Below are 13,673 nucleotides of genomic sequence, written 5' to 3'. Positions count from 1 at the left end.
TTCGCCGACACGCCACGTCACGAAGCGATCTAAAGGATAATTCAATGCAAAACGTTACTCACGCTCAAACCTCAAAGACATTCGCAGGGAAATCGCATTCCGGCGCCGCAAGGCGCGCGCTGATCACCGGTGCATCCAGTGGCATGGGCCTCGAATATGCCGACCTTCTGGCAGCACAGAAGATCAATCTGGTGCTCGCAGCCCGGCGAAGGGAGCCGATGGAAAAGCTCGCTGCTGAGCTTCGCCAGAAATACGGAGTAGAGGTCGTTGTTGAACCAATCGATCTCGCAGTCCCTGGCGCTGCCGCTCAGTTGAAAAACAGTCTGGACGACAAGTCGCTGCAGATCGATATCCTGGTGAACAACGCGGGCTATGGGCTGCATGGGGACTTTCTGGACACCACCTTGGAGCGCACGACCGATATGATACAGCTCAATATCACGGCGGTAACAGAACTCAGCTTTATCTTTGGGCAGGACATGGCAGCCCGCGGAGATGGACAGATTCTCCTCATTGCAAGCATTCTATCCTTCCAACCTGTTCCTGGGTTTGCCGCTTATGCCGCTACCAAGGCTTACGTTCTTTCCTTCGGAGAAGCACTTCACCACGAGCTGCGCCCTCGCGGCGTCACTGTTACCTGTCTTTGCCCCGGCCACACAGAAACTGGATTTGATGCAGCCGCCAGCGCGCCGGTGTCACCAGTGCTACGTTTTCTGACGATGAAGGCGCGTCCGACCGCTGAAACCGGTCTGCGGGCGCTGGCGAAAGGAAAAGCATCCGTCCTCCCAGGGTTCATGAACAACATCATTGTGTTTTCAAATCGCCTGACACCTCGCTCGATGCAGCGATCCGTCATGAAAAGCGTCACGGGGGGATGATGTATTGAGGTGAGGCGGCGGGGTATCCGTCGCCTACCGCCTCGCTACTTTTCAACGCGGGTTCCCGGCCGCCGTGTCTGGCTCTAAGGCTAAAGGTTACTTTATTCCATCCTCCCTAGGTATTTAGCTCTGCTTAATACCCCTTTAACTTTAGTAACTATCTGAAGGTTCAGCCTCTCACTAGATTTCACTTTTGGGAGGACTACTGGATGCTAGATAAAAAATACGGTCTGTTGCCGTTGCTCCCCTACGTCGATACTCGTGTCGTGGGGATGGGTGACGATGGACAGCAATAAGACGGCGCTGATCTCGGTTCGAAATTTGATGAAGGGTTTCGGGGCCACGAAGGTGCTCCGCGGCGTCAACTTTACCGTACTCCCGGGCGAGATTCACGCCCTTCTGGGTGGTAATGGTGCTGGCAAGAGCACGATGATCCGGATCATCACGGGTGCCGTGCGCAAGGACGATGGCGACGTTGTGCTGGCATCACCGAGGGGCGGCATTCCGAAAATCGCGGTGGTGCACCAGGAGCTCGCCCTTCTTCCCGACCTGACCGTCGCCGAGAATATCGCGCTTGTCCACGCCGCATCGGCGGCAACACTGGTGCGCAACCGGTCGCAAGCTGCCCGGGCGCATGAAGCCCTTTGTCTGATCGACCCCCATCTCGCCCATCACGCCCTGCATCGCAAGGCGTCGGAACTCTCGATGCACGAGGGGCAGATCGTGGAAATCGCGCGGGCTCTCTCCACGGGCGCCGAAGTCCTACTTCTGGACGAGCCGACCGCCAATCTTACGGCAGGCGAAACCGAGCGACTATTCGTTGTCCTGCGGCGGCTGGCGACTGAGAAGAATATTGGCATCGTCTTCGTGTCGCATCGCATGAAGGAGATCCGGCAGCTCTGCGATGTCTGCACGATCATTCGCGACGGCATGACCGTCATCGATGCTCTGCCGTTGACCCACTTGAGTGACAACGAGATCATTCATCAGATGGGGCAACCGACAGAGCGCAGCGTCGAGCGCGACAAGCGGGTGCTCGACCAAGCGGGAGGCGGTGTCGTCTTGCGCGGACCCGAGACCTCCGTCCCCGTCCTGAAGGGCCAGATCCTTGGTCTTGCCGGTGCACCTGCCGGGCCGTCGCGCTTGATTGCAGTGCTGAACGGAACAGCCGCCAATGCAGATTGGGAGGTCGACGCTAAGGATTGGCCGAAGCGACCCACATCGCCGCGTCAGGCGGTGCAACTGGGAATCGGCCACGTGTCCGGTGATCGACGTCTCAAGGGCGTGCTTTCCCAACTGCCGATCGTCGACAACGTGCTGGCATCCCGACGGGTGCGCGAAGGTCGCCATCTGGTCCGCGGCTCCGAGCGTGACGAGTGCCTCGGTCTCGTCAAGGCGCTGAAGCTCAAGGCAGGCTCGATCTGGGATCTGCCGTCGACGCTCTCCGGGGGCAACCAGCAGAAGCTGCTCGTCGCGCGCTGGCTCGGTATGCCTCTGAAGATGGTGGTCTTCGAAGAGCCGACCCGGGGCGTCGACATCGGCACCAAACGCGAAATCTACGAGCTCATCCGCAACATGGCCGGGCAGGGCACCATCGTCGTGTGGTGGTCGACCGAAAATGTCGAGCTGCTCGAGCTCTGCGACGAAATCCTCGCCTTCGACACGGAAGGCCGCGCCAAAGGACTGCTCCCACAGGATCAGTTCAACGAAGACGCACTGGCTGACCTGACGGGAATGGCCGCATGACGACGAAAGCAACATCCATGACCTCGAATGACAAAACGGCGCCGCCGCCGAAGTCGCCTTCACTCCTGTCCGTCTACCGGTCGGAACTCGCCATCGCCATTGCCTGTGTCGTTCTGCTTGTCGGCGTCGGCTTCTTCGTGCCGGCTGCCCTGTCTTCCGGCAATTTTGCCAATATCCTCCAGGCCTCGGCTCCCCTTGTCATCATGTCGCTTGGCGTGTTGATCGTCATCATCACCGGCGGCATCGATCTGTCTGTGGGCTCCATCTTCTCGCTGACGGGCATGGTGACGGCTCTCGCCATGGCGAACGGGTTCAGTGATATCAGCGCAAGTCTTGCCGGGCTGGGTGTCGGGATTGTGTTCGGATCGATAAACGGGGCACTGATCACGCTGGTGGGGCTTGCGCCCTTCGTCGTCACCCTGATCACCTATGCGGTTGCGGCATCACTGGCCTTCATCGTGACCAACGGCCGCTCGCTCGGCGTGAACTCGCCAGACTACTGGCTGTTCAACAGCGGTGAATTCATACCGGGCCTGCCGAACTTCATCCTGTTCTGTCTGATTTTCACCGTGGCGCTGGAATTCGTGCTGCGCAAGGTGACGGCCGGACGCTGGTTCTATTCGGTCGGTAGCTCACCCATGGCCGCCTATCTGCTCGGTATTCCGGTCAAGCGCACGCGCTTCGCGGCCTATGTAATTTCGGGCACGATGGCGTCCTTCGCCGGCCTCTTGACCGTCAGCTACATTCTCAATGCGGAGGCGACGGCGGGAGCGTCCCTCATGCTTCAGGCGATCGCCGCCGTCGTCATCGGCGGGGCTAGCCTCTCTGGCGGATCAGGGTCCGCCATCGGTGCCGTGCTCGGCGCCCTGATGATCACGATCATTCAGAACGGGGTCAATCTCATCGGCATCAACAGTTTCTGGCAGGGATCCGTGACGGGGCTCGCAATCCTCGTCGCCGTGCTCATTGACAGGTTCAGTCATCGATAGTCACTCAAGGAGGAGGAGAAAGATGAAAACGATCGTTAAAGCAATTGCCATGGCCGCAGCCGTGCTTGTCGCACAGGGGGCTCACGCACAAGACAAGAAGTTTACGGTGGCCTATATCGCACCGTCGCTAGACATCGACTACTGGCAGTGGGTTGCACATGGCGTGCAGCAGAAGGCCAAGGAGCTGGGCATGGACTATGTCGAGTACACCTCGGAAAACTCACCGGCCAAGCAGATGGACAACGCCCGCGTTGCCGTCACCCGTGGTGTCAACGCCATCGTCATCGGTCCGGTCAGCTCGACCTCAACCCCGCCGCTTCTGAACTATCTTGCGCAGCAGAAAGTCCCGATCGCTTTCGCTGGCATTGGCCCGCAGCCCGGCGAGACCAAGTTCACCTCTTCGGTCACGGCCAATAACTACGAAACCGGTCTTGCCCAGGGCAAGTACACTTGCGAACTCGCCAAGGAGCGCGGTGGCTCGGAAGTCGGCATGCTCTCCCTGCCGCAGGACCGTGAAAACGCGCAGAAGTATCTGAAGGGCGCTCAGGAAGCCTTCAACGCCAATGGCTGTCAGCTCGTGCAGATGCTGGAAACCAAGGGCTTGACGATCAACGAGGCCGTCACACAGGCGAACGACTTGTTGACCGCCCATCCCAAGGTCAAGGCAATCTATGGCATGTATGACCAGGCGGGCACGGGCGCTGCCAAGGCCCTCGCAACCCGCGGCCTGAAGGGCAAGATCGGCGTCACCGTTGCAGATGGCAGCCCGACGACCATCCAACTGCTGAAGGACGGCGCCATCCAGGGCATTTTCTTCCAGGAAGCTGTCGGTCAGGGCATGGATGCGACGGAGCAAGTGTACAAGGCTCTGAAGGGTGAAAAGACAACGCAGAACATGGCGCTCGTGATGCCGCTGGTGAAGGCTGCCGACATCGACTCCGAGGACGCGAAAAAGGTGATTGCGCGCGTTTTCCCGCAGTGATCCATACGACCGGAGGTATCAAAGATGCCTCCGGTCCCTCCGGTTTCCGGCTCACCTCTCTCTCTGATCGGCATCGCGATGAACGACATTCCCTTGATCGATCCCCATCACCATCTGTGGGACATCACCAACAACTACTATCCCTGGCTGAACGATGGCGCTAAGCCGTCAGCCTTCGGGGATTACTCGGCCATCATTCACGACTATCTGATCGAGGACTTCCTCGAGGATGCGAAGAACCAGAACCTGGTCAAATCTGTGCATCTCGACGTCGGTTACGATCCCAAAGATCCGGTGGGCGAAACGCGATGGCTACAGGACATCGCCGATCGCTGCGGCTTCCCCCACGGGATCGTCGGCTATGCGGATTTTCGCAAAGCTGATGTGGCCGACCTTCTGGATGAACACATGCAGTTCAAGAACTTTCGCGGTATCCGGCAGTCGATGAATTTTCACACCGACCCCGCCAAGACTTATCTGGATCGAGCTGAGGTCAGCCGCGCCCCGGAATGGCGCCGCGGTTTCAAGGAACTGGTGAAGCGTAACCTCTCCTACGATCTGCAACTCTACTACTGGCAGATGGAAGAGTTCTTCGAACTGGCGCGCGATTTCCCCGATACGCAGATCATCCTCAACCATACCGGCATGCAGGTGGATGGTCCGTCTCATTTTGACGGCTGGCGCAAGAGCATGCAAAAGCTTGCTGAGGCTCCCAACGTCGCCTGCAAGATCTCCGGCCTCGGGATGGGTGACTTCACCTGGACGACGGAATCAATTCGTCCTTACGTCGAGTCGGCGATCGAGATCTTCGGAGTGGATCGCTGCATGTTTGCGTCGAACTTCCCCGTCGACAAGCTGTTCTCCTCGTATGACGCCATTTTCAATGCCTTCAACGAGATTACGGCAAGCTATCCGCTGGAGGATCGCATGAAGCTTTTCCACGACAATGCGGAAAAGTTCTACCGGATCTGAACCTTGCATCAGCAGGTGCATGTAACCTCCCAAGGTCAACTCGACAGGCGGCAACTCTTTGGGGAGCCGCCTTTCTTTTTCAGCGGTTCGCACGGTGGAACGCCGTTCAGCCTTCAGATAAGCTTCGCGGATGCGTGATCTCAATCTCAAAGCGACCGAGTATTTTGAAGCCGTTGCCCGCTTGAGCAGCGTGACCAAGGCGGCCGAAGAACTTGGCATTTCTCCCTCGGCGGTGAGCCAACAGCTTTCGCTCCTTGAGGCGCAACTTGGCGTGAAGCTCTTCCGCCGTGAGAAAGGTCGTCTGGTGCTGACGCTGGACGGCGACCGCCTGTTCCAGACAACCACCCAAGCCTTCAGCGCCATACGCAACGCCCGCTCTGCCGTTTCATTTCAACGGGACCGACGCAATTTCGTCATCCGCGTCAGCCCGAGCTTCGGTGTGCGCTGGCTGGGGCCTCGGGTCGGCGCCTTCGCTGCAGAAAACGAGGACTGGAATCTCCGTATCGATGCGACGCCGGACTTTACTGCATTCGAAACGGAAAGTGTCGATATCGACCTGAGATATGGGTTGGGTACCTGGAGCGGCGTGGCCGTGACGCCGCTGATGCACGATCTGGTTCTGCCTCTCTGCAGCCCTGATTATCTGGAACGTTTGCGCCAGATCGATCCTGATCCCGCTCGTCAGCTTGCGGGCGCGCGCCTGATCGACAGCGTCAAAACACTCTATCGCTGGGATCTCTGGCTTGCGGCCAACAGGATCGATATTCCGAAGGTCAACTATCCGCTCCGTTTCGACCGATCCTCCATGTCGATCGAGATGGCTAAGCAGGGAGGTGGGGTCGCTCTCGACAGTGTAAGCCTCTGCCTCGGCGAATTGCAGAGGGGAGAACTGGTCCCGTTTTCGACGGCCTATGAGGTGATCGATTTTCCGGCCTACTGGCTGGTGTGTCCGTCCCGACATCTAAGCCGACGCATCGTCCAGCGTTTCCAGACCTGGATGACGAACGCTTGCAAGCTGCATGACGACGCTGCGCGGGCCCACCTCAAAGATCTGGGGTGCCGTTTCCGGATTGGTTCGGCGACCGACCTGATCGAGGTGAAACCTTGGGGGCTATAAGGCTTTCGTCTTAGCATTAAGGTGGCCTACAGAGGTCTTTCACTTTACTTAAAATCAATCCTCCGGCGACGGTGCTATCTCTGGCTGTAGAGAATGCCGGGAGGAAAACATGAATTTGGCTGGCCGCGCTGTCGCGCGTTCCAATGTTTCATTGGAGCTGCGTGCATGGAATATTCGTCGCAAAGCACTGCTCATGGGGCAGGTTCAGGGGCAGGGCTATATCGGACAGGCGCTCGGGATCGCCGACGTCCTTGCCGCATCCTATTTCCACGCTCTGGACTATCGTCCCGAAGACCCCGAGTGGGAGGGGCGAGACCGATTCCTCCTGTCGATCGGGCATTATGCCATCGCTCTTTATGCCGTTCTGATGGAAGCCGGCATCCTGCCTGAGGATGAACTGCAGACCTATGGGATGGATGACAGTCGCATGCCGATGTCCGGCATGGCATCCTACACACCTGGCATGGAAATTACCGGCGGTTCGCTCGGCCACGGTCTCGGCATTGCCGTCGGCATGGCAATGGGTCTGAAGCGGAAGGCCAATCGCGCCTTCGTCTACAACCTGATGTCGGATGGCGAGCTGGGCGAAGGTTCCACCTGGGAGGCGGCGATGTCCGGCGCCCACCACAAGCTCGACAACCTGATCTGCCTCGTCGACTTCAACGACCAGCAGGCTGACGGTAAGTCGACCGAGATGCTGTGCTCCGAACCGTTGACCGAGAAATGGGAAGCCTTTGGCTGGCACGCCCAGAGGGTCAATGGCAACGATCTCGCCGCAGTCGTCGAGGCCTTCGACAAGGCACGCGCGGTCAAGGAGCCCCAGCCGCGCGTCATCATCTTCGATACCACCATGTGCAAAGGGGTCCCCTTCCTCGAAAGCCGCGAAATCACTCACTTCGTCCGCGTCGAAGCGGACGAATGGGACAAGGCGCTCGCAGTTCTGGAAGAAGGAAAACCGGCATGACCCTCGCATCAATGGCCCGCAAATACGAAGCCCGCAAAGCGCCTGAAGGGGAGCGTCAGGCGACCTCCGCGATGATCGCCTCTCTGGCTGCCGAAGGGTATGACACCGTCGCTGCCCCGTTCGGCAACGCTCTCGTCGATGCCGCGCGCAAGGATGAGCGCATCGTCGGCCTGACCGCCGATCTCGGGAAATATACCGACCTCCATATTTTCCAGCAGGCGATGCCTGACCGCTTTTACCAAATGGGCATGGCCGAGCAGGTGCTGATGTCGGCTGCCGCAGGTCTCGCCCGTGAAGGCTTCATTCCCTTTGCCACGACCTATGCCGTTTTTGCCTCGCGTCGCGCCTACGACTTCATCGCCATGGCGATCGCCGAGGAAAACCTTCCTGTAAAGATCGTCTGCGCCCTTCCGGGTTTGACGACGGGCTATGGACCGAGCCACCAGGCAACCGAGGATCTTGCGATCTTCCGCGGCCTGCCGAACATGACGCTGATCGATCCCTGTGACGCTGACGATATCCTCGGCATGATCCCGCAGATGATCGCGCATGATGGGCCCATCTACTCCCGCCTGTTGCGCGGCAAGGTGCCGTCGGTCATCAAGAAGCACAAGCCGGACTATCGGTTCCAGCTCGGCAAGGCGCAGATGATCCGCGAGGGCAAGGACGTCCTCGTGATTTCCACGGGCCTTATGACCATGCGCGCGCTCGATGCGGCCGTGAAGCTCGCTGATGACAAGGTGGACGTGGCGATTCTGCATTGCCCGACCATCAAGCCGCTCGACCTCGAAACCATCGCTGCCGAAGCCGCCAAGGGCGGACGACTGGTCGTCACCGCAGAGAACCACACGCTCATGGGCGGTCTGGGCGAGGCCGTCGCCGCCGGTCTTCTATCGCGCGGCATTGCTCCACGGTTCCGCATGATCGGCCTTCCGGACGCGTTCCTGGAGGCGGGCGCGTTGCCGACGCTGCACGAGATGTACGGCATCTCGGTCGGCAAGGTCATCGAGCAGATCAAGGGCTGGCTCTAACCAGCAAGTTCATTTCTTCAAACAGCAGACAGGGAGGAGAAGGGCCCATGAGCCTTCTGAAGGGAAAATTTGCCGTCGTGACGGGGGCTGCCTCGGCACGTGGTCTTGGAAAGGCCACTGCGAAACTGTTCGCCGAACATGAAGCTACAGTCGCCATTCTCGATCTAGATGCGGAGGCCGCACACAATGCCGCTGCCGATCTCGGCCCGGATCATGTTGGCCTGGCGTGCAACGTGACTGACAAGGCCGCCTGCGATGCGGCCATTGCCGAACTCCTGAAGCGCTGGGGCCGTGTCGACATTCTCGTGAACAATGCCGGCATCACGCAACCGTTGAAGGTCATGGAGATCGGTCCTGCCAACTACGACGCCGTTCTCGACGTCAATCTGCGTGGTACGCTCTACATGAGCCAGGCGGTCATTCCTGGCATGCGGGAGCAAAAGTCCGGCTCGATCGTCAACCTCAGCTCGGTTTCGGCCCAGCGTGGCGGCGGCATCTTCGGCGGCCCGCATTATTCCGCAGCCAAGGCCGGCATACTCGGGCTGACCAAGGCCATGGCCCGCGAGCTGGCGCCCGCCAATGTGCGTGTCAACGCGATTTGCCCGGGCTTCATTGCAACCGACATCACGGCTGGCAAGCTGACGCCCGACATGCTGGAGAAAATCGTGGAAGGCATTCCGATGGGACGTCCAGGTGAAGCTTCCGATGTCGCCGGCTGCGCGCTGTTCCTGGCGTCCGAGCTTTCGTCCTATTGCACGGGCACTGAGGTCGACGTGAACGGAGGATCACTGATCCATTGAATTGATCCAGGTCAACAGGATGGCCGTCTTTCAAGAGGAGGGAGACGGCCTAGGCGAAGCCTCGCTTCGCCCTTAAACATCACACCAAGGAGGAGGATATGCATATGAACATCAACAGACGGACATTCCTGACCGGTGCCAGCGTGGCTCTTGCGGCCCCCGCCATCGTCTCCGGCATTCGTCCGGCCCGTGCGGCGACCACTCTCACGCTCGGCCATGGCGCTGCGCCGGGCAATCCCCGCACCGTGGCTGCGGCAAAGTTTGCCGAACTCGTTGGACAGAAGACCGAGGGCCGCGTGACCATCAATGTCGCCGGCGCCGAGACGCTCGGCAGCGACTCCGCCATGCTGACCAGCCTGCGCACCGGGGCGCTCGACTTCACCGCAAACAGCCAGGGGGCGACCTCGGCGATCGTGCCGGAACTCGCCGCTCTCGGCCTGCCTTTCCTGTTTGCCGACACTGCGGCGGCCATGCGCGTGCTCGCCGGTCCCGTCGGCGAGGATCTCAACAAGCGCTTCGAGGCCGTCGGTGTCGTTCCGCTCGATTGGTGGGACAACGGCATCCGCCACCTGACCAATTCCAAACGCAAGGTCGCCACGCCGGACGACCTCAAGGGCATGAAAATTCGCACGCCCGCCGATCCGATGACCATCGACATCTTCCATGCACTCGGGGCGAGCACGGAACAGATTGCTTTTGGCGAACTCTACATCGCCCTTCAACAGGGTGTCGTCGACGGGCAGGAGAACCCGCTTGCCAATATCGAAAGCTCCAAGCTGTTCGAGGTCAACCGTTTCATCAGCCTCACCGCGCACAAGTGGGAATCGACGCCATTCCTGATGTCCAAAATCGCCGAGGCGCGGCTCGGTGCCGATCTGGAGGCCGTTCGCGCCGCCGCGAAGGAGGCCGGGGACCTGCAGCGCAAGCTGTCGCTCGAGAAGTCGGCGCAGGTGCTGGAGGCCTTCAAGAAGAATTCGGCGGTTGAAGTGACTGAAGTCGATCGCGAGGCCTTCGTCAAGGCGACAGCAACCGTTGCGGAAAACTGGAAACAGAAGCCGTTCGGGGACTTCGTCAAGCAGATCGAAGCTGCCGCACGCGGCTGATGACAAAGCCAAGCCGGAGGCTTCCCATGTCTACTCTTTTGAGGTCCCTCGACATTCTGGCGCTTCTGACCGTGAAGTTCGCACGCTTCATGGTCATTGCCAGCGGCATCGCGCTGACCGTCGTCACAACGGCGAACGTCCTGGCCCGATACGCGCTCAGCAGCGGCGGCTTTTCCTTCGCACAGGAACTACCGATGCTGATCTTTCCCTGGTTCATCCTGTCAGGGATCGTGCTGGCCGCGCATATGGGCGGCCACATGGCCGTCGAGTGGCTCTACGACAAGCTGACCGGGACCGCCCGGCTTGGCGCCTTCGCCCTGGCAGGCGCGATCAGCGTCCTGTCGTTTGTGGTTCTCGCCTATCAGGCGGTCCTGGTGGCCGAAATTGCCAGCGTCGAAAGCAGCCCCGTGCTCGGTATCCCGAACAGCGTCGGCTACTACGCGCTGGCAATTGGTGCCCTGCTCGTCGCCCTGGTGACGCTCGCTGCCACGGCCCGTGTCTTCCGGCGCGGTTGGGAGCACCGGATTGAACTCAAGTTAGAGGATGTGCCGCTATGACGCTCATCATGATCGCCGCCTTCTGCATCCTCATGGTTCTGGCAGTCCCTGTCGGGTACGCCCTGATAATCTCCGCCGGCATCGCGGTGCTGTTCAACGGTTATTTACCGCTCTCGATCGTGGCCCAGCAGATCTACGATCAGACCCAGTCCTTTCCCATGCTGGCGCTGCCGTTCTTTATGCTGGCGGGCACGCTGATGCTCGGCGGAGAACTCGGTCGGCAATTGCTCGAACTCGCCTCCAAGGCGATGCAGCGCTGGCGGGGCGGTCCCCTCTCGACCACCGTCGTTTCGTCCGTGGTGTTCGGTGGCGTCTCTGGATCGGCCGTCGCCAATGCCAGCGCCCTGGGGTCGGTGCTGATCCCCTGGCAGAAGAAGCACGGCTATCCGCCGGCGCTCTGTGCCGCCAACAATGCGACCTCCTCGGTCATCGACGTGCTGATCCCGCCGTCGATCCCAATGATCCTCTACGCCCTGGTCAGCGGGGTCAGCGTCGGGGACCTGTTCATCGCCGGCATCTTGCCCGGACTGATTATGGCGGCGAGCTTCGTCCTCGTCTGCTGGTTCGTCTCGGTGCGCCGGAACTATCCCACGGAGAAGTCCCGCCTCGGCGGGCGGGAGCTGGCGACTCTCGCGACTAAGAGCTTCCCGGCCATTCTTCTGCCGATCCTGATCATCCTGCTCTTACGCTTCGGTTTCGCAACGCCGACAGAAGTCGCAGTGCTCTCTGTGGTTTACTCACTGCTTCTCAGTCTACTGTTCTACCGAGATCTCACATGGAAGCGCTTCTGCGAGAACGTCGTGGAAGCCGGTGTCGGGACTGGTGTGGTCATGCTCGTGATCATGGGGAGTGCGGCGGTCGGCTGGGTGCTGACGTTCGATCAGGCGCCGCAGCACATGGCCGACTGGGTTGCTAGCAATATCTCGAGCCCCATCGCCATCATCCTGATGATGAACATCATCATGCTGATCGTTGGCATGCCGCTCGACATGCCACCGGCGATTCTGTTGCTCGGCCCTATCTTCGGGCCGCTGGCTGATGCCATCGGCCTCGACCGTGTGCAACTTGGGCTGATGATGGTTATCAATCTTGGTATAGGTCTCTACACGCCTCCGATCGGAACCACGCTGTTCATCTCGTCGTCGATCGCCAAGTCTCCGCTTGGCGAAACAACGCGGGAACTCGTGCCGTTCTTCACGATGGCGATACTTCTGTTGCTGGCTGTGAGTTTTATTCCGGCGTTGACCGTCTACTGACAGAGTATCTGGGGCGTTGTCTACAGTCGACGCCTCAGACGCTCCTCCTGTGCTTGTCCCGCCAGGCACTGGAAGCATCGTGCGCCGAGGCATCCGTGCAGCCTCGGCCCAAGGTTCGTGAAACCCCGCAGCGCACGTCGAGCATTTCTCTAACGAGCACTTCGTTCATGCGTCGGCGCGCTTCGCACCGCCAGCCGGCGAGTTGCTCGATTGGATCCGGGCAAATTCTGCCACGGCCGTCAATGGCGCGGCGCCGTGCGACGACGACGGTGATGCTGACGACTCCGCTGAAGTCCAGGAAGGGAAGATCGACGAGGAAGCGGACCAATACTATGTGCAGGATACAGACTGTTCTAACCACGAAGAGCACGATGCCGACTTCGATCAGAGGGATGCAGCGTGAGCGCCGTCTCCCCGTCGAACGTGGCAGCACCAGCACCCACCCCTTATTTTTCGGGGGTGGAGTTTGCAAGCAGTGCGGACGGTTTATCCGTCGACAGACCATCCTCCTTCATCGGCCGCCGGCGACCGGGGGATGGGCGATGATCAATGTCCGCGTTTCGAAACCGCTGGCAAAAGCAATCGTCGACCGGCGAGAGATCCAGCGGCATCTGGAATGTCTCACCCGGCAAATTACAGCGCGCGGGGGAAGGCAGACGACGACGGTGAAAGCCCTGAGCCGAGCGCGTCGCCGATCGGGTCGTCGTACTTGCCATCAGGAGCTCGTCGACCGCCTCACCTTCGAGCGTTGGGTCGAACTCGACATGATCCGCCGCAGGCTGGCGATGCAAGAGAGTGTCATCGGTGAACTGCAGCATCGCGACGAGCGACCTTTGCATTGTCCGGCGACATAGGCAGGCCCGGAAACGTAGCCACTGGTGCTGAACTTGCCCGGCTTCGATGTCGTCGGCGTGGCGGGTTTGGCCGCGTCTGTTCCTTCCCCGCTAGAGCCAGATGTCGGGCGAAGTGAGAAATTGACCCCCGCATTGCCTCAAGCAAAATGTTACCGATAGTGTTGATGCTCCCGATGGGATGGTGAAGGTTCGCTGTCCCAGTTCGGGGGATGGATGGCACGGCGGATCAGCATGGCGACTCGGACGGAACTGATTGAAGCAATCATTGAGCGCTATCAATCGAGCGGTCGGGCGGATAAGCATAGAATCCTAGATGAGTTCGTCGCGGTTACCGGCTACCACCGCAAGCATGCGATCAGAGTGCTCCGCCATCGTGGGTCCGAGCCGCCTTCCGCTAGGCAGCACGCTGTCCAGTATGGTTCCG

The 13,673-nt window shown here is 60.0% G+C and carries 14 protein-coding genes and 1 pseudogene; 14 read left to right on the top strand and 1 reads right to left on the bottom strand.

All coding sequences use genetic code 11. The annotated features are described in order from the left end of the window. Positions 1-44: 44 nt before the first annotated feature. The 12 genes from C5L12_RS24555 to C5L12_RS24500 all read left to right on the top strand — a co-directional run bounded on the left by C5L12_RS24555 (position 45) and on the right by C5L12_RS24500 (position 12,395). Positions 45-878, top strand: a complete 834-nt coding sequence (locus tag C5L12_RS24555) for an SDR family NAD(P)-dependent oxidoreductase (RefSeq protein ID WP_105374685.1) — start codon at positions 45-47, stop codon at positions 876-878. A gap of 282 nt (positions 879-1,160) precedes the next feature. Beyond that, complete coding sequence (locus C5L12_RS24550) at positions 1,161-2,624, top strand: ATP-binding cassette domain-containing protein (protein ID WP_105374684.1); 1,464 nt, start codon at positions 1,161-1,163, stop codon at positions 2,622-2,624. Between the two features lie 17 nt (positions 2,625-2,641). Beyond that, on the top strand, positions 2,642-3,613 hold the full coding sequence (locus tag C5L12_RS24545; protein ID WP_105374714.1) for an ABC transporter permease: 972 nt from the start codon (positions 2,642-2,644) through the stop codon (positions 3,611-3,613). Between the two features lie 22 nt (positions 3,614-3,635). Continuing rightward, on the top strand, positions 3,636-4,595 hold the full coding sequence (locus C5L12_RS24540; protein ID WP_105374683.1) for a substrate-binding domain-containing protein: 960 nt from the start codon (positions 3,636-3,638) through the stop codon (positions 4,593-4,595). Between the two features lie 78 nt (positions 4,596-4,673). Further along, positions 4,674-5,567, top strand: coding sequence for an amidohydrolase family protein (locus tag C5L12_RS24535; protein ID WP_105374713.1), 894 nt, complete (start codon positions 4,674-4,676; stop codon positions 5,565-5,567). 130 nt (positions 5,568-5,697) lie between these two features. After that, entirely contained in the window at positions 5,698-6,684 is a 987-nt protein-coding gene (locus C5L12_RS24530) for a LysR substrate-binding domain-containing protein (RefSeq protein ID WP_105374682.1), read from the top strand. 109 nt (positions 6,685-6,793) lie between these two features. Next, on the top strand, positions 6,794-7,648 hold the full coding sequence (locus tag C5L12_RS24525; RefSeq protein ID WP_105374681.1) for a transketolase: 855 nt from the start codon (positions 6,794-6,796) through the stop codon (positions 7,646-7,648). After that, positions 7,645-8,679 (top strand): transketolase family protein, encoded by a 1,035-nt coding sequence (locus C5L12_RS24520; protein WP_105374680.1) that lies wholly within the window; start codon positions 7,645-7,647, stop codon positions 8,677-8,679. The genes C5L12_RS24525 and C5L12_RS24520 overlap by 4 nt, the downstream gene beginning before the upstream one ends. A gap of 47 nt (positions 8,680-8,726) precedes the next feature. Continuing rightward, positions 8,727-9,479, top strand: coding sequence for an SDR family NAD(P)-dependent oxidoreductase (locus C5L12_RS24515; RefSeq protein WP_105374679.1), 753 nt, complete (start codon positions 8,727-8,729; stop codon positions 9,477-9,479). A gap of 98 nt (positions 9,480-9,577) precedes the next feature. Then, positions 9,578-10,582: a TRAP transporter substrate-binding protein gene (locus C5L12_RS24510; RefSeq protein WP_105374678.1), complete on the top strand. Its 1,005-nt coding sequence runs from the start codon at positions 9,578-9,580 to the stop codon at positions 10,580-10,582. A gap of 26 nt (positions 10,583-10,608) precedes the next feature. Next, entirely contained in the window at positions 10,609-11,139 is a 531-nt protein-coding gene (locus tag C5L12_RS24505) for a TRAP transporter small permease (protein ID WP_105374677.1), read from the top strand. Beyond that, a complete protein-coding gene (locus tag C5L12_RS24500; RefSeq protein WP_105374676.1) occupies positions 11,136-12,395 on the top strand; it encodes a TRAP transporter large permease subunit in 1,260 nt (419 codons plus the stop codon). The genes C5L12_RS24505 and C5L12_RS24500 overlap by 4 nt, the downstream gene beginning before the upstream one ends. 34 nt (positions 12,396-12,429) lie before the next feature. Here the strand turns inward: C5L12_RS24500 and C5L12_RS29255 are convergent, their stop codons facing one another. Continuing rightward, a complete protein-coding gene (locus C5L12_RS29255; RefSeq protein WP_157949111.1) occupies positions 12,430-12,828 on the bottom strand; it encodes a hypothetical protein in 399 nt (132 codons plus the stop codon). Between the two features lie 109 nt (positions 12,829-12,937). Here C5L12_RS29255 and C5L12_RS24490 point away from each other — a divergent pair, with 109 nt between their 5' ends. Beyond that, entirely contained in the window at positions 12,938-13,249 is a 312-nt protein-coding gene (locus tag C5L12_RS24490; protein WP_105374675.1) for a hypothetical protein, read from the top strand. A 231-nt stretch (positions 13,250-13,480) separates the two neighbouring features. After that, positions 13,481-13,673: pseudogene (locus C5L12_RS28835) on the top strand (transposase); the annotation flags it as partial.

Source organism: Neorhizobium huautlense, assembly GCF_002968575.1.
GTDB classification, from domain to species: Bacteria; Pseudomonadota; Alphaproteobacteria; order Rhizobiales; family Rhizobiaceae; genus Neorhizobium; species Neorhizobium huautlense.
This window is presented reverse-complemented; position numbering and strand designations above follow the sequence as displayed.